The sequence below is a fragment of the Enterobacter sp. Acro-832 genome (assembly GCF_011752745.1).
Taxonomy (GTDB): Bacteria; Pseudomonadota; Gammaproteobacteria; order Enterobacterales; family Enterobacteriaceae; genus Enterobacter; species Enterobacter quasiroggenkampii.
This window is the reverse complement of sequence record NZ_VWWX01000005.1, coordinates 150,692-172,995: the sequence shown is the minus strand read 5'-3', so window position 1 is coordinate 172,995 and position 22,304 is coordinate 150,692. Positions and strand designations below refer to the sequence as shown.

Annotated in this window: 19 protein-coding genes, 1 other RNA gene and 1 pseudogene; 7 read left to right on the top strand and 14 right to left on the bottom strand. The window is 57.9% G+C overall.

Annotation, left to right across the window (positions count from 1 at the left end; all coding sequences use genetic code 11):
- Positions 1-140: 140 nt before the first annotated feature.
- Positions 141-1,706, top strand: a complete 1,566-nt coding sequence (locus tag F3J31_RS18015) for an EAL domain-containing protein (protein ID WP_167214492.1) — start codon at positions 141-143, stop codon at positions 1,704-1,706.
- Here F3J31_RS18015 and F3J31_RS18010 read toward each other — a convergent pair.
- On the bottom strand, positions 1,699-1,971 hold the full coding sequence (locus tag F3J31_RS18010; protein ID WP_024906840.1) for a metal/formaldehyde-sensitive transcriptional repressor: 273 nt from the start codon (positions 1,969-1,971) through the stop codon (positions 1,699-1,701). The two genes, F3J31_RS18015 and F3J31_RS18010, sit on opposite strands and share 8 nt — an antisense overlap.
- Positions 1,972-2,104: 133 nt before the next feature.
- On the opposite strand from F3J31_RS18010, the gene F3J31_RS18005 reads away from it, so the two are divergent.
- A complete protein-coding gene (locus F3J31_RS18005; protein ID WP_167214489.1) occupies positions 2,105-2,926 on the top strand; it encodes a nickel/cobalt efflux protein RcnA in 822 nt (273 codons plus the stop codon).
- Between the two features lie 39 nt (positions 2,927-2,965).
- On the opposite strand, the gene F3J31_RS18000 is transcribed toward F3J31_RS18005, so the two are convergent.
- The 3 genes from F3J31_RS18000 to F3J31_RS17990 all read right to left on the bottom strand — a co-directional run bounded on the left by F3J31_RS18000 (position 2,966) and on the right by F3J31_RS17990 (position 7,918).
- Positions 2,966-6,055: a beta-galactosidase gene (locus F3J31_RS18000; protein ID WP_167214485.1), complete on the bottom strand. Its 3,090-nt coding sequence runs from the start codon at positions 6,053-6,055 to the stop codon at positions 2,966-2,968.
- Positions 6,056-6,157: 102 nt separating this feature from the next.
- Positions 6,158-7,228 (bottom strand): LacI family DNA-binding transcriptional regulator, encoded by a 1,071-nt coding sequence (locus F3J31_RS17995; RefSeq protein WP_167214482.1) that lies wholly within the window; start codon positions 7,226-7,228, stop codon positions 6,158-6,160.
- Positions 7,229-7,306: 78 nt separating this feature from the next.
- Complete coding sequence (locus F3J31_RS17990; protein WP_032656565.1) at positions 7,307-7,918, bottom strand: membrane protein; 612 nt, start codon at positions 7,916-7,918, stop codon at positions 7,307-7,309.
- A gap of 86 nt (positions 7,919-8,004) precedes the next feature.
- On the opposite strand from F3J31_RS17990, the gene F3J31_RS17985 reads away from it, so the two are divergent.
- Positions 8,005-9,426 (top strand): PLP-dependent aminotransferase family protein, encoded by a 1,422-nt coding sequence (locus F3J31_RS17985; RefSeq protein WP_167214479.1) that lies wholly within the window; start codon positions 8,005-8,007, stop codon positions 9,424-9,426.
- Positions 9,427-9,509: 83 nt separating this feature from the next.
- On the opposite strand, the gene F3J31_RS17980 is transcribed toward F3J31_RS17985, so the two are convergent.
- The 3 genes from F3J31_RS17980 to ffs form a co-directional block, all read right to left on the bottom strand.
- The gene (locus tag F3J31_RS17980; protein WP_008503298.1) at positions 9,510-9,725 is read right to left on the bottom strand and encodes a hypothetical protein; all 216 of its coding nucleotides are present in this window, start codon (positions 9,723-9,725) and stop codon (positions 9,510-9,512) included.
- Positions 9,722-9,973 carry a hypothetical protein gene (locus F3J31_RS17975; protein WP_023310587.1) on the bottom strand — a complete coding sequence of 84 codons (252 nt, stop codon included), beginning with the start codon at positions 9,971-9,973 and terminating at the stop codon, positions 9,722-9,724. The genes F3J31_RS17980 and F3J31_RS17975 overlap by 4 nt, the downstream gene beginning before the upstream one ends.
- A 262-nt stretch (positions 9,974-10,235) precedes the next feature.
- Positions 10,236-10,332: signal recognition particle sRNA small type (gene ffs / locus F3J31_RS17970), an RNA gene on the bottom strand.
- 84 nt (positions 10,333-10,416) lie between these two features.
- On the opposite strand from ffs, the pseudogene F3J31_RS17965 reads away from it, so the two are divergent.
- Positions 10,417-10,814: pseudogene (locus F3J31_RS17965) on the top strand (MGMT family protein).
- Positions 10,815-10,844: 30 nt separating this feature from the next.
- Here F3J31_RS17965 and F3J31_RS17960 read toward each other — a convergent pair.
- Positions 10,845-11,372 carry a YbaY family lipoprotein gene (locus F3J31_RS17960; RefSeq protein WP_045909766.1) on the bottom strand — a complete coding sequence of 176 codons (528 nt, stop codon included), beginning with the start codon at positions 11,370-11,372 and terminating at the stop codon, positions 10,845-10,847.
- 203 nt (positions 11,373-11,575) lie between these two features.
- On the opposite strand from F3J31_RS17960, the gene tesB reads away from it, so the two are divergent.
- Positions 11,576-12,436: an acyl-CoA thioesterase II gene (gene tesB, locus F3J31_RS17955; protein ID WP_023293157.1), complete on the top strand. Its 861-nt coding sequence runs from the start codon at positions 11,576-11,578 to the stop codon at positions 12,434-12,436.
- Between the two features lie 95 nt (positions 12,437-12,531).
- Here the strand turns inward: tesB and amtB are convergent, their stop codons facing one another.
- The 5 genes from amtB to F3J31_RS17930 form a co-directional block, all read right to left on the bottom strand.
- On the bottom strand, positions 12,532-13,821 hold the full coding sequence (gene amtB, locus F3J31_RS17950) for an ammonium transporter AmtB (protein ID WP_047074530.1): 1,290 nt from the start codon (positions 13,819-13,821) through the stop codon (positions 12,532-12,534).
- Between the two features lie 35 nt (positions 13,822-13,856).
- The gene (gene glnK / locus F3J31_RS17945) at positions 13,857-14,195 is read right to left on the bottom strand and encodes a P-II family nitrogen regulator (RefSeq protein WP_008503304.1); all 339 of its coding nucleotides are present in this window, start codon (positions 14,193-14,195) and stop codon (positions 13,857-13,859) included.
- 220 nt (positions 14,196-14,415) lie between these two features.
- A complete protein-coding gene (locus F3J31_RS17940; protein WP_167214476.1) occupies positions 14,416-16,197 on the bottom strand; it encodes a SmdB family multidrug efflux ABC transporter permease/ATP-binding protein in 1,782 nt (593 codons plus the stop codon).
- Positions 16,190-17,962: a SmdA family multidrug ABC transporter permease/ATP-binding protein gene (locus F3J31_RS17935; RefSeq protein WP_048030097.1), complete on the bottom strand. Its 1,773-nt coding sequence runs from the start codon at positions 17,960-17,962 to the stop codon at positions 16,190-16,192. The genes F3J31_RS17940 and F3J31_RS17935 overlap by 8 nt, the downstream gene beginning before the upstream one ends.
- 30 nt (positions 17,963-17,992) lie before the next feature.
- The gene (locus F3J31_RS17930) at positions 17,993-18,451 is read right to left on the bottom strand and encodes an Lrp/AsnC family transcriptional regulator (RefSeq protein ID WP_008503307.1); all 459 of its coding nucleotides are present in this window, start codon (positions 18,449-18,451) and stop codon (positions 17,993-17,995) included.
- Positions 18,452-18,566: 115 nt separating this feature from the next.
- Between F3J31_RS17930 and F3J31_RS17925 the strand changes: the two genes are divergently transcribed.
- Positions 18,567-19,613 (top strand): PLP-dependent cysteine synthase family protein, encoded by a 1,047-nt coding sequence (locus tag F3J31_RS17925; RefSeq protein WP_048030096.1) that lies wholly within the window; start codon positions 18,567-18,569, stop codon positions 19,611-19,613.
- A 42-nt stretch (positions 19,614-19,655) separates the two neighbouring features.
- Here F3J31_RS17925 and cof read toward each other — a convergent pair whose 3' ends face one another.
- Positions 19,656-20,474, bottom strand: a complete 819-nt coding sequence (gene cof, locus F3J31_RS17920) for an HMP-PP phosphatase (protein WP_045909771.1) — start codon at positions 20,472-20,474, stop codon at positions 19,656-19,658.
- Positions 20,475-20,575: 101 nt separating this feature from the next.
- Here cof and F3J31_RS17915 point away from each other — a divergent pair, with 101 nt between their 5' ends.
- Complete coding sequence (locus F3J31_RS17915; RefSeq protein WP_167214474.1) at positions 20,576-22,276, top strand: SgrR family transcriptional regulator; 1,701 nt, start codon at positions 20,576-20,578, stop codon at positions 22,274-22,276.
- Positions 22,277-22,304 lie beyond the last annotated feature (28 nt).

Here is a 22,304-nt window from a genome sequence, read left to right as displayed (position 1 = left end):
GATATTTTCTGGTTTACCTGAGATAAAATGAAAACCAGGCCACCCACGTGCTATAACTATATCATTTCGCGGTAAAATCTTTCTCTTCAGGCAGGGAACTCAGTGCTCAGGAACGGGTATACGAGGAAGGACACGACAGCATGAAAACCCGACATCTGGTCAGTCTGGTGACTGGCGTACTCATCTTTTCCGTGCTGGTCCCCATTTGCCTGAGCATCTGGCTGGCCCATCGCCAGGCGGAAGATAAATTTGTCGATGCGCTGGAAAACTATGCCTCACGCGTGCTGATACGCACCGACAAGGTCGTGGATCAGGCGAAAGAAGCGCTTAATCATCTGCAGGCCTTTGAGGGCGTGCCGTGCAGCCCGTTGCAGTTAAGAGAGATGCGACGGGTCGCTTTCTCGTGGCGATACGTTCAGGAAGTGATTTATATCGACAACCTCAGGCCGCTCTGCTCCTCTCTTGAGCAAACCAGCCATGCCGCCCCTTTCCCCCCGCCGATGCGCATTACCGAAGACGGTTACAGCGCATGGCTGACCACGCAAAACGATCTTGGGTTTCATCGCTACATGGCCGTGCTGGGGCAAGGTCATTACCTTGTCCTGGTCGATCCGGCCTCACTGGTGGATGTCATCCCTTTCGGCGAGATAGCGATTGATGCTGCCCTGGTAGGAAGCACAACACACCGTATCTTCGCCAGCAGCAATACACTCGATCCGCATATCCGTGACATGATCAAAGGTCAGGAGATGACCAGCATACAGTACGACGGTTCAATGTACGTTATGAAGCCTGTACCTGAACTGGGGTTTACCGTTGTCGCATGGGCTACGCTCAAACCGCTGGCGGAAACCTGGCACCGGCAGCTGCTTTTATGGCTGCCCTTCGGCGTCCTGATAAGCCTGCTTGCCGCGCTCTTTGTCCTGCGGATACTGCGTCGCATCCAGTCGCCGCGCAACCGCCTGCTTGACGCCATTAATAGCCGCGATTTTGTGGTTCACTATCAGCCCATCGTGGCGCTGTGTAGTGGAAAAATTGTCGGCGCAGAAGCGCTGACGCGCTGGCCGCAGCCGGACGGAAGCAGCCTCTCGCCTGATATCTTTATTCCCCTTGCTGAGCAAACCGGGCTTATCTCTCAGCTGACGCAGCTCGTTATCGAAAAAGTATTCGAGGATATGGGCAACTGGCTGCACCTTCACCCCGATCAGCATATCTCCATCAACCTCGCGCCCGCCGATTTGACCTCCGGCACGCTGCCGCCGCTGCTGAGTCACTTGCTAAACAAATGGAAGGTCCACCCGGGCCAAATCGCCCTTGAGGTCACCGAGCGCGGCTTTGCCGATCCCAAAATCAGCGCACCGGCAATCGCCGCATTCCGCCGTTCGGGGCACCCTGTCTATATTGATGATTTTGGTACGGGCTATTCCAGCCTGAGCTATCTGCAGGATCTGGATGTCGACACGCTAAAAATTGATAAATCGTTCGTGGATGCGCTGGAGTACAAAAACGTGACGCCACACATTATTGAAATGTCGAAGTCGCTGAAGCTGGCGATGGTTGCGGAAGGCGTCGAGACTGCCGGGCAGCTCGCCTGGCTGCACCAGCACGGCGTGCAGTACGGGCAGGGCTGGTACTACAGCAAAGCGCTGCCGAAAATGGAATTTATCCTTTGGGCTGAGAATAACCTCGGCACGCACGCTACTTAAGATAGGATTTGATCACCTGCAGCACCACGCCAAGATCGGCTTCACGCTGCGCTTCTTCAGGTTCTTTCACCACATGATCGGTTAAATGCCCTTCGATCACCTGCATCATCATGCCGTTGACCGCCCCGCGGATCGCCGCCAGCTGCTGTAACACCTCGGCGCATTCGTGATCGCTGTTCAGCATTTTCTCCAGAGCGTTGCTCTGCCCCTGAATTTTCTTCAGCCGAGTTAGTAACATTTTCTTGTCGCGAACGGTATGTGACATCTCTCTATCCCTTATTTTTGGCTTTTAAAGCATAACACGCTCTACTCCCCCTGAGTATTTTTCTACTGGGGGGTAGTATTACCCTACTGGGGGGGAGTAGTATTTGCAGACATTTTCCACGCCGGAATCCCCCATGACCGATTTTGCTTCACTTCTGCAGCAGGGTAATGCCTGGCTGTTTGTTCCCAGCGCCATCCTGCTTGGCGCGCTGCATGGCCTGGAACCGGGCCACTCAAAGACCATGATGGCCGCCTTTATCGTGGCTATCCGCGGTACGCTGAAACAGGCGGTCCTGCTCGGCCTGGCAGCCACGCTTTCCCATACGGCAGTGGTCTGGATCATCGCTATGGCGGGTTTATGGTTTGGGCGGGGATGGGATGCGCATACGTCTGAACCCTGGTTCCAGCTGATCTCAGGGGTATTGATCGTTGCGATCGCCCTGTGGATGGCGTGGCGAACCTGGAAAGAGAGCCAGCCACACGATCATCATCACGACCATGATCATCACCACCACCATGCTCATGACCATCATCATGAGCATCACTACCACGAACACCCGCTGGTTGAAGAGGAGTGGCAGGACGCCCACCAGCGCGCGCACGCGCAGGATATCAACCGGCGCTTTAGCGGACAAAACGTCACCACAGGACAGATCGTGATGTTTGGCCTGACCGGCGGGCTTATCCCCTGCCCGGCATCCATCACCGTTCTGCTGATCTGCCTGCAGCTGAAGCATTTTGCCCTCGGCGCGACGCTGGTGTTCAGCTTCAGTATTGGGCTGGCGTTAACCCTGGTGGCTTCCGGTGCGATTGCCGCCTTAAGCCTCAAGCACGCGACAAAACGCTGGCCCGGGTTTAACGAGCTTTCCCGTAAAGCGCCGTGGATTTCCGCTGCGCTGATTACCGTGGTAGGAATTTATATGAGCCTGCACGGTCTGAGCGGCATTCTGGCGTAAGCCTGCGGCCACGCCCTGTGGCCGCATCTCAATGATCCGTTAAGGATTTTGCTGCCAGCTAAAGGTGTAGCGAAGCTGGCGTGTCTGCAAAATGAATTCCGGTGAAACGCTGGGGCTCCAGGAATCGTCGCCGCCCACGCCCATATGGAACGCGTCGAGGTTGAGCCAGCACCCCGGCTCTTCCCGCAGCAGATGGTGATGGGTTGTCTCGCGCAGCTGCTGCTGGCTGTAGCGGCTCACCGAGAAATGGAACCGGCCATGTAGCTGATGCGTTCCCAGCACCAGCTCCCGCGTATCACAGCGCAAACCATTTTCCGTCGGGAAGATATACGGGGTGTGCATCTCCGCCAGGGGTAATGTCCAGCGTCCCTGCTGTGCCGCCAGCGTTCTGTCCGGGTAGTTTTCATGCGGCCCCAGCCCCAGCCAGGACACATTTTCCGGCGTTTCGGCGAGATGAACGCTCAGGCCAATACGTGCGGGTTCCGGGATATCGGACGCCATATCGACCTGAATATCGCCGTGCAGCCTCCCCTGGCCATCCACCCGCCAGACTTTACGGCTCAGGAACAGCGTTTTGCCATGATACTCACCGACGTGAAGGGTGTTGACCACGACTTCGCCCGCATGCTGCTCTGCCTCACAGTACAGAACGCGCGAGGTGAGATCGTACATGCCCGCCGCTTTCCAGCGTTCAACCCAGGCATTCGGATCGATCCTCGTCGCTTCACTCACGCCAATATCATTGTCCAGCGGCGCACGGCTGACATTATCCGTCAGAGGTGACATCAGCGTTTCCACGCCATTTCGCCACCATTGGGTCAGGTTTCCGGATGCGCGATCGAACTGCCAGCGCTGTTGACCATGCGCGATCGCCAGGATGCGGTCGTTTTGCGTCAAAACCGGCTGCTCGCCCGCAGAGGCTGGCGGTGCGACAAACAGCGGAGACGGAAGCGGCCACTGCTCCCACGCGCAGCGATGGTCAGCCGGTGACCACGGCGTTGCCCGCAGCTGGCGCACTTCAACATTCAGCCAGACTTCCCCCGGTTCGGCTTTCAATTCTGGCAGAGCGATCTCCAGACGCTGAGCGCCTTCAGGGGCTATCGCCAGCGTCACCTCGCCCGAAACCAGCACCTCCCCATCCCGGCTGACCGTCCAGCTCAGCACCTCGTTATCGGTATAGCGGAACAGGTAGCCGCTTTGCACCTCAATCACCAGCGGAGAGGTACTGACCCGCGTAAAGGTGAAGAACTGCTGCGCGCGCTGCGCCTCGAACAGCGCCGGGTGCGGCGTGCGATCGGGGAAGACCAGGCCGTTGAGGCAGAACTGTCGATCGTTTGGCTTATCGCCAAAGTCCCCGCCGTACGCCCAGAACGCGTTGCCATTTTCGTCTTTCTTCGTTAATGCCTGATCGACCCAGTCCCAGACAAATCCCCCCTGCAGGCGAGGATGGCTGCGGAACGCCTGCCAGTATTTCGCGAATCCGCCGAAGCTGTTTCCCATCGCGTGGGCGTATTCGCAGAGGATCAGCGGGCGTGTTTCATCCGGCATGCCGATCCATTTCTTGATTGACCATTTAGGCACCGCCGGGAAGGGTTGATCCTGATCGACCCGGGCATACATCGGACAGACAATATCGGTCGCCGCCGTGTTCGCGCCGCCGCCTTCATACTGCACCGGACGCGTCGGATCCGTGGATTTCACCCAGCGGTACAGCGCGTCGTGATTTGCACCGTGGCCGGACTCATTGCCCAGCGACCAGATGATAATTGAGGGATGATTACGATCGCGCTGCACCATACGGGTCACGCGCTCGCTCATGGCGGGCAGCCAGCGCGGATCGTCAGCAAGGCGGCTCATCGGCACCATGCCGTGGGTTTCGATGTTGGCTTCGTCAACAACGTACAGCCCATAGCGGTCGCAAAGCCGGTACCACAGCGGATGATTCGGGTAATGCGAGCAGCGCACGGCGTTGAAGTTGTGCTGCTTCATGATCTCGATATCGCGACGCATCGTCGCTTCGTCCATCACCTGGCCGTTTTCCGGATGATGCTCGTGCCGGTTAACCCCGCGGATCAACAGCGGTTTACCGTTGAGCTTCAGCAGGCCGTTGCTGATGTCAACCCGGCGGAAGCCGACATCGCAGGCCTCCGTTTCCAGCACGGTGCCCTGCGCATCCAAAAGCGCGATCGTCAGGCGATAGAGTTCCGGGGTTTCCGCACTCCATAACGCCGGGGCTGTAACCGGGATCGCCGCCGTTAACCGCTCGGCCCAGTTGCCGCGCTCGTCCACAATGGCAGAGCCTGGCCGTTGGGTGGTGCTGCCACAGCGTTCACCGTTGCGCCACAGCGTTATCGCCACGTCGCACTCCGCGTAGTCAGCGCCTGTCAACGCGACCTCGACTTTCAGCACCGCGCGGTCCAGCTCCGCATTCAGATCGGTGACCACATGATAATCCGCAATGTGCGTCTCCGGCTTATGCAGCAGGGAGACATCACGGAAAATGCCGCTCATGCGCCACATGTCCTGATCTTCCAGATAGCTGCCGTCACACCAGCGCAAGACCATGACCGCCAGGCGGTTTTGCCCGGGGCGTAATACCGCCGAGAGGTCAAACTCGGCGGGCAATCGACTGTCCTGGGAATAGCCTATCCACTGCCCGTTGCACCACAGATGGAACGCCGAGTTCACGCCATCAAAAATAATTCGGGTTTGCCCGCTCTGAAGCCAGGCGTCATCCACGTCGAATGTGAGCGAGTAACAACCTGTCGGGTTTTCCTGCGGTACAAAAGGCGGGTTAACGGGGATCGGATAGGTGACATTGGTATAGATGGGCGTGTCGAACCCCTGCATCTGCCAGTTAGACGGCACGGGCATCGCGACGACATCAGCGCAATCTTCGGTGACCCATGCCTGAGGAACCCGCTCGGGAGCAGAAAAGTAGCTAAACCGCCAGATCCCGTTGAGGGAGCGCCTGCTGAGGGATCCAGCGTCATCCCTGGCGGAAGATTCATTACGCCAGCTGTGCAACGGCGCGTGTGCGGGCAGGCGGTTCCACTGGGTAACGCCGGGGTTTTCCCAGTCCCGACGGGCCAGGATGTCGCTGAGGGTCAGCGAAGGTGTATGAGACATATCAACCTCTTTGCGAAGCGCTCACAATTTTGGTTAACATGCCCTGGCACTCTGCGACGGTAAAGCGTTCGATCGCAGGGTAGCGAGTCCGATCACAAAGTTTTATTTGCGGGCAAGCTGCTCGGCCAGAAGTGCCAGACTTCTGAGCTGCTGCGCCAGATCCTCGCGTTCGGCCTGCTGCGGCGCGCGGCGCGCGGTGGAATGCCGGGTAACCAGCGCCACCGGCAGCTGAACCTGCCAGCACGTCTCGCCTTCGGTGGGGGTCAGCAGCCACTCCACGCTGCGCTCGCCCGCCTCGCGAAATGCCTGGCGAATGGTCGTCAGCGGCGGGGAAAACCAGGCGCTGTCAGCCGTATCGTCGAACCCAACCACCGACATCTGACCTGGAATCGCGATCCCCTTTTCAGCACAGGCGCGCATCACTCCGAGCGCCATTTGATCGTTCGCCACCAGAATGGCATCCGGCAATGCGCTACCCGACAGCAGCACATGCCCTTTCTCATAACCGCTGGCCGCGCTCCAGTCTCCATAAGCCACCGCAGCGGCGTCATGCCCCGCGCGGGCCAGAGCCGCTTTCCAACCTGCCAGACGCGCCCGAGCAGAGACCGAGCTTTCCGGCCCGCTCAGCAGGGCAATATGCTGATGCCCCAGCGAAAGCAGGTGCTCAACGCCCAGATGCGCCCCCTGCCCGGCGTTAAACACAAGGCTGTTTACCTGTGCTGAAGGCGAGACATCAAGGAACAGCACCGGAACAGGCGACGCCAGCGCCCTGAGCGCTTCAGCGTCAGGATCGTCGAGCGGCACATTCACCAGCAACGCCTCCACCCGCTGTGCCAGCAGCGCCTGAAGCGCGGCCTGACACTGCTGCGGTTGCTCCACCATGGAGATAAGGACACTCGCCCCTTTTTCGGCCGCACGTGATTTTACCGCCGACACAATTTGCGAGGGCGCATGCAGGGCCAGATCGGTGGTGATGAGTCCCAGCGTGCGGGTGCGTTTACCCGCCAGCTGCTGTGCCCGCAGGTTAGGCACGTAGTGCAGCTCTGCCATCGCCTGCTGCACCTTTTCCCGCGTGCGGGCAGAGACATGCTCCGCGTCGTTAATGACGCGAGAGACGGTCTGATAAGAAACCCCCGCAAGGAGGGCGACATCATAGAGAGTGATCGCTTTCATGCATTGTGGCATCGCGTGAGTCGTGGCTCATTATTGTGACACAGCGACGCCGTTAAAACATGTGAGCGCTTCGCAAAATTAGACAACCCGCTCCGGCTGCGCGATTTCAGCAACGCGCGGCTTCTGGCGGAACCAGGGCAGACAGAGCTGGATAAGTGGGCCAATGGTCAGGGCATACACGACCGTTCCCACCCCAAACGTGCCGCCAAGCACGCATCCAATCAGCAGGACGGACACCTCAATGGAGGTACGCACGCTGCGAATGGACCACCCCAGCCGGGCATGAATGCCGGTCATCAGGCCGTCGCGCGGGCCAGGCCCAAAACCGGCGCCAATGTACATGCTGGTCGCAATCGCGTTCATCACGATGCCCGACACCAGGAAAGCGATGCGAACAGGTAACGAATCCAGTTCCGGAATAAGCGCCATGCTGGCGTCCGCCGCCAGACCGATACAAATCACGTTGCTGATGGTGCCCAGGCCCGGCATCTGGCGCAGGGGGATCCACAGCAGCAGCACCGCAGCACCGGTTAAAATGATCACCGTCCCGATAGTCATCCCCAGCTGTATCCCCACCCCAAGGTGAAAAACATCCCAGGGATCGACACCCAAATCGGAACGAATGAACATCGCGGTGGACAGGCCATACAGTCCTAAACCGACATAGAGTTGTAGCAGACGACGTACCATTTTTATCTTCTCCAGTGAACCAGGCTTTCATCCTGACCTAAAATGGCACTATGATTAATGTCCAGTTTTCAAATAGTGGACTGCATATGTCGTCACGTCGCTTCGGAAGCCAGTCGCTGGTACGCCTTTTAGGCCACTGGCAGCAAACCTCATCCCGCACGCCGCTCTGGCGGCAGCTGGCCGATGCGCTGCGCCTGTTAATCCTTGATGGACGTCTGGCACTGAATACACGGCTACCGGGGGAGCGCGAGTTGGCCGCGGCGCTGGACGTAAGCCGGACCACCATCAGCAGCGCCCTCGCCCATCTGCGCGAGGAGGGATATCTTGAGAGCCGCCACGGCAGCGGGTCACGCGTGATCCTCCCGGATACGCGCGCCGTTCCCACGCTTTCCGCAGCGAGTGCCGCACTGGATCTCTCCACTGCCGCCCTCAATGCCGGGCCGGAGATCCACCAGGCGTATACCCATGCGCTCACGGCCATTACGCAGCACCTCTCGCTGACGGGCTACGATCAGCTAGGACTGCCAACGCTGCGGGAGGCCATCGCTGCGCGTTATACCGCGCGGGGCCTTCCCACCCGCGCGGACGAAGTGATGGTGGTCAATGGCGCCGTCAGCGGCTTCGCGCTGGTCCTGCGGATGATGACCGGGCCCGGGGATCGCGTCGTGGTCGATCACCCCACCTATCCGCTGGCGATTGCCGCCATTCAGGGCGCGCAGTGTCGGCCCGTGGGGGTGTCGCTGCCGGAAACGGGCTGGGATACGGATGGCTTCGCCGCCACGCTTGCCCAAACCGCGCCGCGCCTGGCGTACCTGATGCCTGATTTTCATAATCCCACCGGGCGCTGTATGGACATCGCGACGCGCAAGGCCATTACCGATATTGCTGCGCAAACCCGTACGGCGCTGGTGGTGGATGAAACGATGGTGGATCTCTGGTTTGACGCCCCTCCTCCGCCCCCGCTGGCCTCCTTTAACCCGCAAGCTACCGTCATCACCTTAGGCTCCGCCGGAAAAAGTTTCTGGGGCGGGCTGCGTCTCGGCTGGATCCGCGCCTCCTCGCGCACGATCGCCACGCTTGCCCAGACGCGGGATACCCTCGATTTAGGTTCGCCGCTGCTGGAACAGCTGGCGGCGCTGTGGCTCATCAACAACAGCGAGACGTTTCTACCCGCCCGCCGCAAAATGCTGGCGGAACGACGCAATCGATGCGGTGAACTGCTGCGTGAACATTTCCCGGACTGGACATTCCATGAAGCGGAAGGCGGGCTCTCTTACTGGATCGAGCTACCGGGCATGCTGGCGACACAGCTTGCCGCGCGGGCTGAGATTCTGGGGATTAATCTGGGAACCGGTACGCGGTTTGGCTTATCGGGCGCGTTTGACCGCTATTTGCGGATGCCCTTCTCGCTCGAACCAACAGAGCTTGAACAGGCGCTGCTGAGGATTAAACCGTTATGGCTCGCCCTGAATAAAAACGTGCCAGCCGTTAAACGCAGCGTGATTTAATATTAAAAGTTTGAAGCCGATCATAAAAAAATAAAAACTGCTGACTGTCACGGATACAGTCAGCAGTTTTCACCCATCCGGAATTAATGCTGAGCAGGAATAGGAAAACCTTTCAGTGAAATAACGAAGTTTTCACCGTCTTTCTTTATTTTTGCGCCAGTATCACACCAGTCAGACGCAATACGAAAGAACTCATCACTTCCGACATTCCAGCCAAGACGTACATGCTTCACGTAGCCTGAACGCAACAGATCGCAGGCCTCTTTGTAGTCACTGGCAGTTGACAGTTGTTGTTTCATTTTCTCTTCTTCAGAAGTTTACGTAGAGCCTTGATTTCTTTAGGAGTAAATGGAGAAACACTCTCTTCTTCCGTATGCTGATTATCAATATCCTCTTCCGATACTCCCGCCTCTTCTACTGCTTCGAACGCCAGCAGCAGCAGTTTCTCTGTCGTCACGCTTAAGTTCTCGTTATTCACTTCCGCATAGTGGCGAAGCCTTTCTTTTAGCGCGTCATCAATCTTAACGTTTAATACCGCTGTAGCCATGTTTGTCACTTCCCTTCGGAATAAGTACTTTATTTAATACACGAAGTTAACAATGTTATCCAGATATATATTTTTTTGAGTTATGCCAGAAAATAGACGGCCAATGATAAAATGCCCGACTATTATTACAGGTTTATGACAATAATATTTCAGCACGATGAAATATATATTACACGATATAGGCATAATATTATTGTGGGATAGCCGTCAAAAGTGAGAGGTGAAAGCAGGAAGATTTTGTGAGGGCGGAAATGGGTGGGGGCCCTGCCAGCTACATCCCGGCACACACGTCGTCTGCCCTGGCTGCTTCCTTCCGGACCTGACCTGGTGAACAGAGTAGCGTTGCGGGAGAACCAACAGAGCCCCCATTGAGAGCGTTGTTAACCAACGCGCTGGCGCATTATCCCTGTGCGAAGGCCCAATTGCAAGCCGCCAGGAACCGGATGCTGGTTTCTTGCGCAAACAGGCGCAGCAATCATGACGATCTTCGTTTACCATGGCTCTCCAGAAACTCCCCACAGGTGAAGGTATGGACGAGCACGACTCCTTTCCACAGCGCGTATGGCAAATCGTGGCTTCAATCCCGGAGGGCTATGTCACCACCTATGGTGATGTCGCGCGCCTGGCCGGTTCCCCGCGCGCGGCGCGACAGGTTGGAGGCGTCCTGAAACGGCTGCCGGAAGGCAGTACGTTGCCCTGGCATCGGGTGGTGAACCGTCATGGCGTCATCTCACTCACCGGTCCGGATCTCCAGCGTCAGCGTCAGGCGTTACTTTCAGAGGGGGTGCAGGTGTCAGGGTCGGGTCAGATCGATTTGCAGAAGTACCGGTGGGTGTATTAACCCCTCTCCCGAAGGAGAGGGGGATACCCATTACATCTGAGTGGGTGGGGTTGGCAGGGACGGCTGATTGGTCTGCGGGGCGATCGGCACTTCGGTCTGCTGCACAGGCACCAGGTTCAGGTCGATTTTGGTCCCACCGTTATTAATCGCTTCCTGGACCGTATCGGTGATAAACACCAGCTTACCGTTGATGGTGACCGCTGCGCTCAGCAGAATACGGGCATTAGGCTGCACGTCCGACGGGTTATACGGCAACACGAAGCTAAACGGCGCCTGCTTGCCTTCAGTACGGACGGCACGCTGAGCCACGACTTTCGACGGCGCGTCGGCCAGGGAAGCATCAGACAGCGTCACCGTTAATACCGCATCCGGCGGCAACGCAACTTTCTGTTTAATCCAGATGGTACCGGAAACGTTAGGCTGCTGAATGGACTGCTGCGAAAGGGTATTAATCCCGTTCGGGTCAGCTGCTGGCACTGGCACCTGGGCGCTCTTACCGGCACAGGCGGACAACGCCACCGCAATCGCTACACCACTTAGCATAGGCACGAGTTTCATTGAAGTCTCCTTATCATCAATGCACCAGCGGGATCGATCCCATCCGATGTCGTTTCAATCACATAACGTAGTTAAGTGTGGCACAACTCACTGATTAATGCCTGAAATCATCCCTATATTCAGATTATTCTACCCATCGGACCACTTTCATTTCTGCGTTATACTCTGCCTATCTTTCGCTACGGCGTTTATTGAGGACAACTATGAGTCAGGCACTGAACAATCTGCTGACATTACTGAATCTGGAAAAAATTGAGGAAGGACTCTTTCGCGGACAAAGCGAAGATTTAGGTTTACGCCAGGTCTTCGGTGGGCAAGTCGTTGGACAAGCGCTGTACGCTGCAAAGGAGACTGTCCCGGCAGACCGTCTGGTGCATTCATTCCACAGCTACTTCTTACGCCCTGGCGATAGCGCGAAACCCATCGTGTATGACGTTGAAGTTCTGCGAGACGGTAACAGCTTCAGCGCGCGCCGCGTCGCGGCCATTCAGAACGGTAAGCCGATCTTTTACATGACCGCCTCCTTCCAGGCGCCAGAGCCGGGTTATGAGCATCAGAAAGTCATGCCCCCTGCCCCCTCGCCGGACGATCTCAAATCGGAAACGGATATCGCTCGCGCCCTGGCGCATCTGCTGCCGCCGCAGGTCAAAGAGAAGTTTCTCTGCGATAAGCCGCTTGAGATCCGCCCCGTCGAATTCCACAACCCGATGAAAGGCCACACCGCCGAGCCAAAACGCCAGGTGTGGATCCGCGCCAACGGCACCGTGCCGGAAGATTTCCGCGTCCATCAGTATCTGCTGGGCTATGCGTCTGACTTCAACTTCCTGCCGGTGGCGCTGCAGCCGCACGGCGTCGGCTTCCTCGAAAAAGGGATGCAGGTCGCAACGATCGATCACTCGATGTGGTTCCACCGTCCCTTCAACATGAATGAGTGGCTGCTCTACAGCGTGGAGAGTACGTCGGCATCCAGCGCCCGCGGGTTTGTGCGTGGGGAGTTTTATACTCAGGACGGCGTGCTGGTGGCTTCAACGGTGCAGGAAGGGGTAATGCGTAACAGAGGTTGATGTAAAAAGCCCGGTGGCGCGACGCTTACCGGGCCTACGTTTTGTGCTGTTGTAGGCCGGGTAAGGCGAAGCCGCCACCCGTCAAGACACTCAGATCATGCGTTATATGCATTCTCGCCGTGGCTGTTCACATCCAGACCTTCGCGTTCCTGCTCTTCCGGTACGCGCAGACCGACCGTCATGTCCGCCAGCTTGTAGCCGATGAACGCGACAACTGCAGACCACACCACGGTGATAGCAATACTTTCCAGCTGCACCAGCACCTGATGAACCATGGTGACGCCTTCTGCATAGCCCACACCACCGAGCGATTTCGCCGCGAAGATACCGGTCATGATACAGCCGACAATCCCGCACACGCCGTGAACGCCAAATACATCGCAAGGGTCATCCACGCGCAGCAGACGTTTCAGTGCGGTCACGCCCCACAGACCCGCCAGACCGGACACCAGACCGACCAGCAGCGCACCGCCTACGCCGACATAACCACACGCAGGCGTAATACCGACCAGACCCGCAATCGCCCCCGAGCAGGCACCCAGCAGGGAAGGTTTACCGCGCACCGCCCACTCGCCAAACACCCAGGAGAGGATTGCGCCCGCCGTGGCCACCACGGTGTTCACGAAGGCCAGTGCGGCAATTTCGTTCGCGGCACTGGCTGAGCCGGCGTTGAAGCCAAACCAGCCAAAGTAGAGGATCGCGGTACCGGTAAAGACCATCGGCAGGTTGTGCGGTTTGAACGCTTCTTTACCGAAGCCCACGCGTTTGCCAATCAGGTATGCGCCCACCAGACCCGCGACCGCGGCGTTAATGTGAACAACGGTACCGCCCGCGAAGTCCAGCGCGCCGTGCGTCGCCAGCAGACCGCCACCCCAGACCATGTGCGCAATCGGCACATAGGAGAGCGTCAGCCAGACCACCACGAAGATCAGGACCGCAGAGAAACGAATACGCTCAGCGAGCGCGCCCACAATCAGCCCGACGGTAATGCAGGCGAAGGAGCCCTGGAACGCCACGTGAATATACTGATAGAAGCTGCCCATCAGCGCGGTCAGTTCAATGTTTTTCAGCATCACCCAGTCGAAGTTACCAAAGAACGCGTTGCCCGTGCCGAACGCCAGCGAGTAACCGTAAACCACCCACAGCACGCAGACCAGTGCGAACGTCACGGCAACCTGCGTCAGCATGGAGAGAACGTTTTTGCCACGGATCAGGCCGCCGTAGAACAGCGCAATGCCCGGAATGGACATGAACAGCACCAGCGCGGTGCTGATCATCATAAAGGCGTTATCGGCTTTGTCGGCCACCGCTGGGGCAGCAGCCAGCGCCAGGCCCGGCAGCAGCGCCAGCGAACCCAGACCCGTTTTAAGTGTTGCTATCTTCATTTTCTCGATCCCTATCACTGTGTGCCAGGCGTTAATTACAGAGCCGCTTCGTCAGATTCGCCGGTACGGATGCGAATGACGCGCTGCAGTTCGGCAACGAAAATTTTGCCGTCGCCAATTTTGCCGGTGTAGGCCGCTTTGCTAATGACATCAATGACTTCATCAAGCTGATCGTCAGCAATCGCGACATCAATTTTTACTTTTGGCAGAAAGTTAACGCTGTATTCCGCCCCGCGATAAAGCTCGGCATGACCCTTCTGACGACCAAAGCCTTTCACTTCGGTGACAGTCAGTCCCTGAATACCCATTGAAGACAATGCTTCACGCACGTCTTCGAGTTTGAATGGTTTGATTACAACCGTAACCAGCTTCATAGATCCCCTCCAGTCAGAATTCGGTAATGGCCGCAGCTTACGCGGAAGGTATTGCAAGGGATGTGCCAGAAATGAAAACGGGAGGGAATCGCGGTGCGATGTGCGTTACACGGTCCTGATAAATGAACCGGTGAAAAAAAACGCACCATGCCGGTGCAGGGTGCGTTTCAGTTTTGCACCAACAGGAATGACTGTTAGCGCGGCGCCTCATTTTAGTGCATCAGGCGCTAAGCGACTCTTCATCACGCACGCTGGCGGCCAGCTCTTCGCCCGCCAGCTGCAGCTGGTACATCTGCCAGTAGCGCCCTTTTGCCTCCAGCAGCTCGCGGTGCGTACCGCGCTCCACGGCCTGTCCGCGATGCAGCACCAGAATAGTGTCCGCGTCGACGATGGTGGAAAGACGGTGGGCAATCACCACCAGCGTCGTATGGTCGCGTACGGCGGCCAGCGCCTGCTGAATCGCCTGCTCGGTACCGGAATCTATGCTGGCCGTGGCTTCGTCAAGAATCAGCACCTGCGGCGTTTCAATCAGGACGCGCGCCAGCGCCAGGAGCTGTTTTTGCCCCACGGAGAGATTGTTGCCCTGCTCGCCCAGCTTCGTGTTGATCCCGTCGCTGAACCCGCGCGCCAGCTCTGCCAGCTGCACCGTTTCCAGTACCGCCCAAACCTGTGCCTCTGAATAGTCCCGCCCCAGGGTTACGTTGGCAAAGAAGGTATCGGCCAGTACGACCGGATCCTGCTGCACCATCGCAACGCCTTTGCGTAACACCGTGTGGCTAAGAGACGCGAGCGGGCGCCCGTCGAGGCGGATTTCGCCTTGCGTGACCGGGTAGTAGCCCATCAACAGGCTGGCGAGCGTGCTTTTACCGCTGCCGGTATGACCCACCAGCGCGACGAAACCGCGCGACGGAACGTCAAGCGTGATGTCCTGCAACACCAGACGGTCTTCACGATAGGCAAACGAGACGTTATCAAAGGCGATTGCCCCGCTTTGCAGAGGTCGCTCATCATTGCCGTAGGCCTGACGCGGCCTGTCCATCAGCTCAAAGACGCGCTCACCGGCGACGACCGCCTGTTGCAGCATCGATTGCTGCGTAGTGAGCTCGATCAGCGGCTCGTTGAGGCGTCCCAGATAGCTAATAAAAGCGTACAGCACGCCCACCTCAATCGTACCGTTTGAGCTCAGGCCAAAGAGCATCAGCAGCCCACACAGCACCAGCGCTGAGAACAGGCTCAGCAGCGGTCGCAGCAGGAAACCGTCCAGGCGCAGCGTCTGCATACGCGCCATATAGTGTGAACGGCTGGCTTCGCCCATGCGCTCGCCAAAGCGCGCCTGCTGGCGGAACTGCTGGATGACGCTCATGCCGTTAATCACTTCGTTGAAGCCATCGTTGATGTCGGCCAGATAGGCGCGAACCCGACGCACAATCGGCGTGCTGTAACGCTGGTAAATCACCATGACGATCAGCACCGCCGGGAAGATGGTGATCGCCACCAGCGCCATGCGCCAGTCTAGGCTGAACATCGCCACCAGCATCGCGCCAATCAGCGCCGCGCTGCGTAATACCGTCGCGACCACGGTGACGTACAGATCGCGGATCACCTCGGTATCGTTGGTCACGCGCGAAATCACCTGCCCGACCGGCTGGATATCAAACTCGCTGAGCGGCTGGCGAAGCGCCGCGTCCATGACATCGGTACGCAACTGCTGAACAACGCCCACGGCGGCCCGGTTAAACAGCAGCGACTGAGCATAGTGCAATCCTGCCGCCGTCAGCTGTAAGCCAACGTAGGCCACGCCTAACCCCGCCACTAGCCCGAGCGGCAGGTAGCTTTTGGCGACCATATTATCGATGAAGTAGCTGATGAGCAGCGGACCGCTCACTTCGGCAATCGCCGCAATCCAGAGTAAAAGCACGGCAACCGAGAGCGGTTTACGCCACGGTAAGCCGTAGGCCAGCAGACGTTTAAGCGTCGGCCACATCGTTCCGAGCTTACGCATTGGCGGCCTCCTCATCCTGCTCCGGCGCATCGTCCAGCGCCGCTTCAAGCTGTTGATAGCGGTACATATCGCGATACCAGCCCGGCTGCTCTGCCAGCGCGTCATGCTGCCCACGCTGGGCAATATGGCCGTGCTGCAATACCAGAATTTCGCTGGCTTCGGTAAGCGCTGACAAACGGTGGGCACTGATGATTATCGTGCGTCCGTCGCCCCACTGGCGCAAGTTATGCAGGATCTGATGCTCGGTACGGCCATCCACGGCGGAGAGCGCATCGTCCAGGATCAGGATTTCCGCATTCAGCAGCAGCGCGCGGGCAATGGAGATACGCTGTTTTTGCCCGCCGGACAGCATGACGCCGCGTTCCCCGACTTCGGTGTCGTAGCCCTGCGGCAGGCGCAAAATGTCATCATGTACGCTGGCCAAACGTGCCACATGCTCGATCTCTTCCTGCGTTGCTGCCGGGCAACCAAGCGCGATGTTGTTCGCCACGGTGTCAGAAAAAAGAAACGGCGTCTGGCTGACAACCGCCAGGCGACCACGCCACTCATCCAGCAGCAGGCTGGTGAGCGGAATATCATGGAAGCGAATATCGCCCTGCGTGACGTCAAAGTGGCGCTGGAGCAGCGACAGCACGGTACTTTTACCGGATCCCGTCGGGCCACAGATGCCCAGCATCTGGCCAGGCTGCAGCGTAAAGCTGACGTTCTCCAGCACCGGATGCTCCGTATGCGGATAGACAAACTTGCGGACGTCGACATGCATGACGCCGCGCCCTTCCGGTACGGCTTCGCTACCGTCAATGACCACCGGCGCTTCGGCCAGCATGGCGCGAATGCGGCTATAGGCGGCACTGCCGCGCTCCACAATGTTAAACATCCAGGCCAGCGCCAGCATCGGCCAGATCATCAGCCCCAGATACATGGCAAAGCTGGTCAATTGCCCCAGGGTGAGCGTGCCCTGTACCACCATCCAACTGCCGCCGCCAATAGCCAGCAGGTTTGCCATGCCGATTGCGATATAGATCGTCGGGTCAAAGCGGGCGTCAATGCGCGCGACGCGCATGTTCTTCGCTCCCGTGTCCGCGGCATCGGCCGCAAACAGCGCAGATTGCCGGTCCTCCAGGCCAAACGCTTTGATCATGCGGATGCTGGTCATGCTCTCCTGGGTGCGATCGTTCAGCGACGAAAACGCCGCCTGCGCCAGCTTGAAGCGCTCGTGCAATTGTTCGCCATAGCGATTGATCGCCAGCGCCATGAGCGGCATCGGCAGCAGGGCCAGCAGGGTCAACTGCCAGCTGATCTGCGTGGACATGACGATCAGCACCGCACAGCCCATCACCAGCGAGTCCACCAGCGTCAACACCCCTTCCCCGGCGGCAAAGACCACGCGGTCGACGTCGTTAGTGGCGCGCGCGATAAGATCCCCGGTGCGGTGGCGTAGATAGAATTCGGGATGCTGTCGGCTCAGCTGGTGATAAAAATCTTCGCGCAGCTCAACGGCCAGCTGATAGGACGCACCAAACAGCAGCACGCGCCAGACGTAGCGCAGCAGATAAACAATGACCGCCGTCAGCACCAGCGTGCCAACCCACATCAACACCCGTGCGGTGGTGTAATGCTGTTCGGTGACGCCATCCACGACGTAGCCCACCACTTTCGGCGGGATCAGCTGCAGGATGGCAATGATAATAAGCAGGGCGACTGCACCGAGGTAGCGTTGCCACTCCCGACGAAAGTACCAGCTTAATTGGGCAAATAATCGCACGCGGTTTGTTCCTGAAGGTATTTTACGAAGTTATTCAATAGGTAATGCTGTGGTGTATTTAATCTGTTCCATGGCGAAGCTTGAGGTGACGTCCGATAACCCCGGCACGCTGTTCACCAGCCGCTTGTAGAAGTCATCATAGCGCTTCATGTCGGCCACCTGGACGCGCATCAGGTAATCGTACTCGCCGGCCATGCGCCAGAAACCGAGCACTTCGGGCATCTCAGACACCTGGGTGACGAAGCGACAATACCACTCGCTGCTGTGATGCTGGGTTTTTATCAGCACAAATGCCGTCAACCCAAGCCCCAGTTTTTCGGGATCTAACAGCGCGACGCGCCCCAGAAGAATGCCGTCATCTTCCAGCTTCTTAAGACGCTTCCAGCACGGGGTGGTGGTCAGATTAACGGCATCTGCCAGCGCCTGCAAAGAGAGGGTACAGTCACTTTGCAGCAATGAAAGGAGCTTGCGGTCAATTTTATCTAGCATACCCACCTCACAGAGAAAATTTTTCTCCCTTCATTCTATTTTAAAGGCCAGATAGCAACAATTTTTTCTGTGCTTTTCGCTATGCTAGGCACAAAATGACAAACGGATAACGACGATGAATAGCACCTGGGTTAAACATGCGATCAGCGAAATCAATGCCGACTATCAGCGCTCGGCGGATACGCACCTGATTCGCCTTTCCCTGCCGGGATTTGACGGCATTCAGCTCTATCTGAAAGATGAAAGCACCCATCCTACCGGCAGCCTGAAGCATCGCCTGGCGCGCTCGCTGTTTTTATACGGTTTATGTAACGGCTGGATTAAAGAGGGTACCACCATTATTGAATCCTCTTCCGGTTCAACGGCGGTATCCGAAGCCTATTTCGCCCGCCTGCTGGGTCTGCCGTTTATCGCGGTGATGCCCTCCTGCACCGCAAAGCGCAAAATCGAGCAGATCGAATTTTACGGCGGTCGCTGCCACTTTGTGGAAAGCGCCTGCGAAATCTACGCCGCCTCCGAAATGCTGGCCCGTGAGCTGAACGGCCACTATATGGACCAGTTCACCTTCGCCGAGCGCGCGACGGACTGGCGCGGGAATAACAACATTGCCGACAGTATCTTCCGCCAGATGACCCACGAACCGCATCCGGTTCCGTCCTACATTGTCATGAGCGCCGGTACCGGCGGCACGTCAGCCACGATCGGACGCTACATCCGCTGTCAGGGCTACGATACCCAGCTGATGGTGGTTGATCCGCAGAACTCCGTGTTCCTCGACTACTGGCAAAACCGCGATGCCGACCTGCGCAGCCCGGTAGGCAGCAAAATTGAAGGCATTGGTCGTCCGCGCGTCGAGCCCTCTTTCATCCCCGACGTGGTGGACGAGATGATGCGCGTGCCGGATGCCGCCAGCGTGGCCACTGCTCACTGGCTGGAAACGCAGCTGGGCCGCAAAGTGGGTGCCTCGACGGGCACCAATATGTGGGGCGCGCTGCAGCTTGCCGCACGCATGCGCGAAGCGGGCCGCAGCGGTTCCATCGTCACGCTGCTGTGCGACAGCGGCGAGCGTTACCTTGATACCTACTACAATGCGGAGTGGGTGCAGGCCAACATCGGTGACATCGCCCCCTGGAAAGCGCAGATTGCGCAGCTGCTGAAATAAAAAAAAAGCCAGACCGAAGTCTGGCTTGCTGGAAGGGTCTCACTATTCGGGGGAATATGGGAGGTTGTTATTGTCCAGCCAATGCGTCAAAAAATGGGACACCGCTTCATTACGGCAGTGACCAATAACCGGCAGATGAGGAAGTTCTGCTTTCAGCTGCGCCATCGCATTCCCCATGATCAGACCCCGACCTACGCTACCCAGCATTTCGCGGTCGTTCATGGCGTCGCCGAACGCCATACACTCCTGCAGCGTTAATCCCAGGTGGTCGCTCAGCACCGCCAGAGCGGAACCTTTGTTACAGCCCACCGGCAGCACTTCCAGGCAATCCACCGCCGAGAAGGTCAGGTGTGCCCGGTCACCCAGCGCCTCATTCAGTTGAATCCGTAAGCGACAGAGATCGTCGTGATCGCCGCAGAAGCAGATCTTGGTCACCGCATGGGCGGGGATCCGACGCAGATCGATAAGCTGATATGTAAAACCGCTATACACATGCGCGTGCAATAATTCCGGGATGTCGCTTCCGGTAAACCAGCCCCGATCGTTGAACACGTGAATACTGGCCTGCGTGTCCCAGGTACTGTGCAGCACGATGTCCGCCACTTCCGGGTTGAGATCCTGTCGGTGCAGCACATCGCCTTCTACGGAGTGAATTCGCGTCCCGTTGCCGGTGATCAGAAAGGCGTCGAGGGAAAACGCGCCCAGCAGGTGGCGCATCTCCAGCACATGGCGGCCAGTGGCAAACGTCAGGGTGACATTACGCTCGTGCAGACGCTTCAGCGTGTTCAGGGTTTTCTCCCCTAAACGGTGATCCGGCATTAACAGCGTACCGTCCATATCAAATGCAGCGAGCCGAGCCATGATTACTCCCGAAATGTGATGCGGTTAACTTGTGCAACAGTATCGTGTGAGATATACGGAAGTAATAGTGAAAAGATGATAATTATTGTTCCGGGTTTAGCATGCGCCAGCTCAATCGACTTAACCAGTATCACCGGCTCTGGCAGCCTTCCGAGGGTGCAACGCAACAGGTCACCATCAGCGAGCTGGCCGCCCGCTGTTTTTGCAGCGAGCGGCATGTCCGAACGCTGCTGCGTCAGGCACAGGAGGCGGGCTGGCTGAGGTGGCGAGCGCAGTCCGGCCGCGGTAAACGGGGTGAACTGACGTTCCATGTCGCGCCTGAATCTCTGCGCAATACCATGATGGAGGAGGCGCTGAGGCGGGGAGAACAGCACAACGTGCTTGAGCTGGCCCAGCTCGCCCCCGACGCATTGCGATCATTGCTGCATCCCTTTTTAGGCGGGCAGTGGCAAAACGATACGCCAACGCTGCGCATCCCCTATTACCGCTCGCTGGATCCGCTTCATCCGGGTTTTTTACCCGGTCGGGCGGAACAGCATCTGGCAGGACAGATCTTTTCAGGACTGACGCGCTTTCACGGCAACAGCAGTGAACCGACTGGCGACCTTGCCCATCACTGGGAGGTGTCGGCGGACGGTTTGCGCTGGCATTTTTATATTCGTTCCACCTTACACTGGCATAACGGCGATAAGGTCGAAACCGGACAGCTTCAGCAAAGCCTGAATGCGCTTTTTGCCTTGCCCGCCCTGCGTAAACTGTTCCAGAGCGTCCTGCGCATTGACGTCACTCACCCTCAGTGTCTGACGTTCACGCTGCACCAGCCGGACTACTGGCTGGCACACCGCCTGGCCACCTACTGTAGCCGGCTTGCACATCCCGAACAGCCCATGACGGGCTGCGGCCCCTTCAGGCTAAGCGTATATGAGCCCGATCTTGTCCGTCTGGAAAGCCACGAGCAGTACCATCTCAGCCACCCGCTGCTTAAGGCTATCGAATATTGGATCACACCGACGCTGTTTGACTATGGGCTGGGTACCAGCTGTCGCCATCCGGTGCAGATCGCCATTGGCGAGCCGGATGAACTTGAAAGCCTGCGCCTGGTGACGAACAGTACCAGTCTTGGCTTTTGCTATCTCACCCTGAAGCAAAGCCCGCGGCTGAGTGAAATGCAGGCACGACGGCTCATCAACATCATTCATCTCTCATCGCTTCTGCATACGCTACCGCTTAACGAGGGGCTGATTACCCCAACAGAGGAATTACTGCCCGGATGGGCGATCCCTCAGTGGTCGGATCTGGCACATGTCCCCCTACCGGAGACCTTAACCCTGATTTACCATTTGCCGGTTGAGTTGCACACGATGGCGCGTCAGCTAAAACAGTACCTTGCACAGCAGGGCTGCGAGCTAACGGTTATCTTTCACGACGCAAAAACCTGGGACGGATGCCAGCAACTGGCGGACGCGGATCTCATGATGGGTGACAGGCTGATTGGCGAAGCGCCGGAATATACGCTTGAGCAGTGGTTACGCTGTGATGCCCTCTGGCCACACCTGCTGAGCGCGCCGCAATATGCCCATCTGCAGGCCACGCTGGATGCGGTACAGACTCAGTCCGATGAGCAGGCCAGACATGCCGGGCTCAGGGCCATTTTCTTCGGACTCATGGAAAAGGCGGTGATCACCCCACTGTTCAATTATCAATACCAGATCAGCGCCCCGCCGGGTGTCAACGGCATACGCCTCAACACTCGCGGCTGGTTTGACTTTACCGAAGCCTGGCTGCCCGCCCCCAAAGCGTGAAGAAGCTGGTCGCCGTCGTGGTCAGACG

Excerpts from the sequence above, each read along its gene's own strand:
- F3J31_RS18010 (WP_024906840.1), bottom strand. The coding sequence starts at position 1,971 with ATGTCACATACCGTTCGCGACAAGAAAATGTTACTAACTCGGCTGAAG.
- F3J31_RS17975 (WP_023310587.1), bottom strand. The coding sequence starts at position 9,973 with ATGGCTACAGCGGTATTAAACGTTAAGATTGATGACGCGCTAAAAGAA.
- glnK (WP_008503304.1), bottom strand. The coding sequence starts at position 14,195 with ATGAAGCTGGTTACGGTTGTAATCAAACCATTCAAACTCGAAGACGTG.
- F3J31_RS17915 (WP_167214474.1), top strand. The coding sequence starts at position 20,576 with ATGCGCCAGCTCAATCGACTTAACCAGTATCACCGGCTCTGGCAGCCT.
- F3J31_RS18005 (WP_167214489.1), top strand. The coding sequence starts at position 2,105 with ATGACCGATTTTGCTTCACTTCTGCAGCAGGGTAATGCCTGGCTGTTT.
- F3J31_RS17925 (WP_048030096.1), top strand. The coding sequence starts at position 18,567 with ATGAATAGCACCTGGGTTAAACATGCGATCAGCGAAATCAATGCCGAC.
- amtB (WP_047074530.1), bottom strand. The coding sequence starts at position 13,821 with ATGAAGATAGCAACACTTAAAACGGGTCTGGGTTCGCTGGCGCTGCTG.
- tesB (WP_023293157.1), top strand. The coding sequence starts at position 11,576 with ATGAGTCAGGCACTGAACAATCTGCTGACATTACTGAATCTGGAAAAA.
- F3J31_RS17940 (WP_167214476.1), bottom strand. The coding sequence starts at position 16,197 with ATGCGTAAGCTCGGAACGATGTGGCCGACGCTTAAACGTCTGCTGGCC.
- F3J31_RS17960 (WP_045909766.1), bottom strand. The coding sequence starts at position 11,372 with ATGAAACTCGTGCCTATGCTAAGTGGTGTAGCGATTGCGGTGGCGTTG.
- cof (WP_045909771.1), bottom strand. The coding sequence starts at position 20,474 with ATGGCTCGGCTCGCTGCATTTGATATGGACGGTACGCTGTTAATGCCG.
- F3J31_RS17995 (WP_167214482.1), bottom strand. The coding sequence starts at position 7,228 with ATGAAAGCGATCACTCTCTATGATGTCGCCCTCCTTGCGGGGGTTTCT.
- F3J31_RS17985 (WP_167214479.1), top strand. The coding sequence starts at position 8,005 with ATGTCGTCACGTCGCTTCGGAAGCCAGTCGCTGGTACGCCTTTTAGGC.
- F3J31_RS18015 (WP_167214492.1), top strand. The coding sequence starts at position 141 with ATGAAAACCCGACATCTGGTCAGTCTGGTGACTGGCGTACTCATCTTT.
- F3J31_RS18000 (WP_167214485.1), bottom strand. The coding sequence starts at position 6,055 with ATGTCTCATACACCTTCGCTGACCCTCAGCGACATCCTGGCCCGTCGG.
- F3J31_RS17930 (WP_008503307.1), bottom strand. The coding sequence starts at position 18,451 with ATGCTAGATAAAATTGACCGCAAGCTCCTTTCATTGCTGCAAAGTGAC.
- F3J31_RS17980 (WP_008503298.1), bottom strand. The coding sequence starts at position 9,725 with ATGAAACAACAACTGTCAACTGCCAGTGACTACAAAGAGGCCTGCGAT.
- F3J31_RS17990 (WP_032656565.1), bottom strand. The coding sequence starts at position 7,918 with ATGGTACGTCGTCTGCTACAACTCTATGTCGGTTTAGGACTGTATGGC.